We start from the raw sequence: 2601 nt of genomic DNA on the forward strand, positions 1-2601 counted from the left end.
AGACCCTAGCCGGCAGGCCCGAACCCCGGAGGGATTCGGCGGAGCTTACCGGCGCAGCCGGTTAGCGCAGTGGGGCTGACGACCCGGCAACGCCGGGGAGCCGGAGGGGGCCATCAGGCTGTTTATGTCGTTGACCTTCATGGACAGAAAAACGGAGAAGCAGCTGCAGCACAGCAGCAGAACAAAGAGCAGCAGGAAGCAGAGAGAGAAGACCGTGAGACAGCGTCCCGGAGAGAGAAAGCGCAGGCGAAGGGAGAGAGGCGGTGCGTCAGCACCGTCTTTTCCCGGCCCGCAGGGCCGCCCGGTTTTAAGCCGCGGCTCAAGCAGCTGCAGGGCCATAAACAGCCCCGCGCTCACTGCTCTTAACATTCGTCCAGCTCGGCCTGATAATGCATTTCCGCCATACTTACCAGCGACGCAAATGTTACGTTTTCGTCCGTTATGCCTTCCTGTTCACACAGGTGCATCAGGTTAGCTATCAGATCCTGCACAGCCGTGTAAGCTTCGTCCCCGCTTCCGTCAAGACCGGTACGCCGGGCATATATCCATAATGCCTCGGCCGCAACCGTTGCGCGGTCCGTATTTCCCCAGATAAGCGCCGGTCGCTCAGTTTCCGCAGCCGTTGCGGCAATTTCTTCGATAACGTCCATTCGCACCGGCTCACACGTCGCGGGTAATCCCGGGTTTACTGGCTGGTTATCCAGTGATAAGGTTTGCGCTGTAGACACATTGATCTCCTGTTCTGTGGTCAGTGTTTCTCTGATGCCCCGGCTTCGTCGTAGATACCAGGGGCGGAATCAGGCAGGGTTCACACCCTGCCTTTTTTCTGTCCGTTACTCTGGCTTATACGCTACGAGACGCATCACGCGAACGCCCGTCCCTGCAAACATGCCGTCCATTGGTTCAGACCAGCTGCAGTCCCAGCCCGGCAGCACGCCTTTTTTATCCGCCCCCGCTGGCAGTATGGCCCCCAGTCGCCCGCCCTCTTTTACCAGCGCAGCGGCTGCGTTCAGATGCGCTACGGCGCGCCCTTCGCTGTAAGGTGGATTCATTACCACGACGTCAAAACGCTGACGGGTTTCCTGCGCCCAGTGCAGAAAATCGCCCTCAATTACCGTGTGCCCTTTGGCCTCCAGTACGCGGCAGTGCAGCGGCGAGATTTCCACGCAGGTGGTATGCGTCTGCGGCATCAGGTCGGCAAGTCCGCCCATACCCGCGCTTGGCTCCAGGCAGGTTTCGCCCTCCTGAATGTTCACTTCGTCAAGCAGCTGCGCGGCAAGCGCCTGGGTTGTCGGGTAAAACTGGTGCGTTTTCTGATCCGGCAGCGCGCCGCTCAGCTGGATATCCTGAATCGCCGTGGTCGGGTCGTAGTCGAACTCAAACCATGTAAACGCGTTTCTGGCCATCTTCACGCCGCCGATGCTGATCAGCACGTTTTCAGCCTCCGCACGCACGGCCTTGTCGAAGTTCATCAGGTTCTTAAAGCGGCGGTTATTCGGATTTGTGGTAACCGGCTCGCGCGGCTCTTCCCAGCGATTACGCTGCTGCGGCTCAGTGCGCTCGATCTCCAGCTCGCTGAGTTCGCTCAGCACGCTGAACGGCAGCAGGTTCGACGTCAGGTTAAAACTCTTCGCCTTTGTGCGCGGCTTCTGACGATGCTCCGCCGGGATCGCTGCCGGATACAGAAACGCCAGAATGTCATTGAGCCGCCAGGCCATGTCAGGATGAATTTCAAGGTGTGCCGTGCCTTTCAGAAAGGCTTTCACGCGCAGCGCGCCCCCGTCGAGGGTCAGCCATTCCCCGGCACGCTTGCGGGCAATCTGCAGGATTTTGTCTGTGGTGCGGTAGCTGGTGGCATCGCGGCCCATGAATTTTGCGATAACCTGGCGCAGGTCATCAATGTAGCCGGTGCGTTCGTAGTTGTTGCCGCCCCACTCATCGTACACGCGCGCCATGATCATACGCTTGCCAAAGCCCTCCGGGCGGTTGGTGAGGTGTTCCCCGGACAGGTTGCGAAAAATCCCGTCTATGCGCTCAGCAAAAAATTTCTCTCGCGAAAACAGCAGCTCAGACAGCGTGGCGCGTACCGTTTTTTCCTCAAAATCCGGCGCGGCCATTTCGCGGATCTGCTCATTCCACTCGTTGCGACGGTCGTTGGGCATGTACTGGTAAACATCCGTCAGGTCTAACGCCTCCTGCCAGAATGCCGAATTCAGGGACGCGACTGCGCCCGGCACGCTGAACATTTCGCTCACGGTCCGCCCGTAGTAGCCCCGGCGGCTGCTCAGGTTTCCGCTAATAAAATGCGCCACCGCCGGGGCGTTTTCACCGCTGGTCACCATGCTGGCAATGGCTTCAATTTTCGCCCGGGTGTGCTGATAGCGTCCCAGCAGCGAATCAATCAGATCCGACTCTACTGGCGCAAAGAAGCTGTCGCCCAGCAGTTCCCCCGCTCCACCATGATCGCCCTGGCCGTTAAAAAGAGATGATTCTTTAGATTCTGAAGCCGTGGTGTTGACGTTCTGCTGTGACATGTTGTGTCTCCCGTGTGGTTTAAGTGATGTTTCTCTGAGTTCCTCGCCGTGAGGGCAGAACGGGCGA

3 protein-coding genes are annotated in these 2601 nt (G+C 58.7%); all 3 read right to left on the reverse strand.

The window, feature by feature from the left end:
• Positions 1-45: 45 nt before the first annotated feature.
• On the reverse strand, positions 46-339 hold the full coding sequence (locus FT726_RS26720) for a hypothetical protein (protein ID WP_346303788.1): 294 nt from the start codon (positions 337-339) through the stop codon (positions 46-48).
• A gap of 23 nt (positions 340-362) precedes the next feature.
• Positions 363-728 (reverse strand): hypothetical protein, encoded by a 366-nt coding sequence (locus tag FT726_RS26725; protein WP_203025730.1) that lies wholly within the window; start codon positions 726-728, stop codon positions 363-365.
• A 105-nt stretch (positions 729-833) separates the two neighbouring features.
• Entirely contained in the window at positions 834-2534 is a 1701-nt protein-coding gene (locus tag FT726_RS26730) for a DUF4942 domain-containing protein (protein ID WP_346303789.1), read from the reverse strand.
• Positions 2535-2601: the final 67 nt, after the last annotated feature.

Origin of the sequence: Pantoea sp. Morm (assembly GCF_016643525.1) — a bacterium.
GTDB lineage: Bacteria > Pseudomonadota > Gammaproteobacteria > Enterobacterales > Enterobacteriaceae > Pantoea > Pantoea dispersa.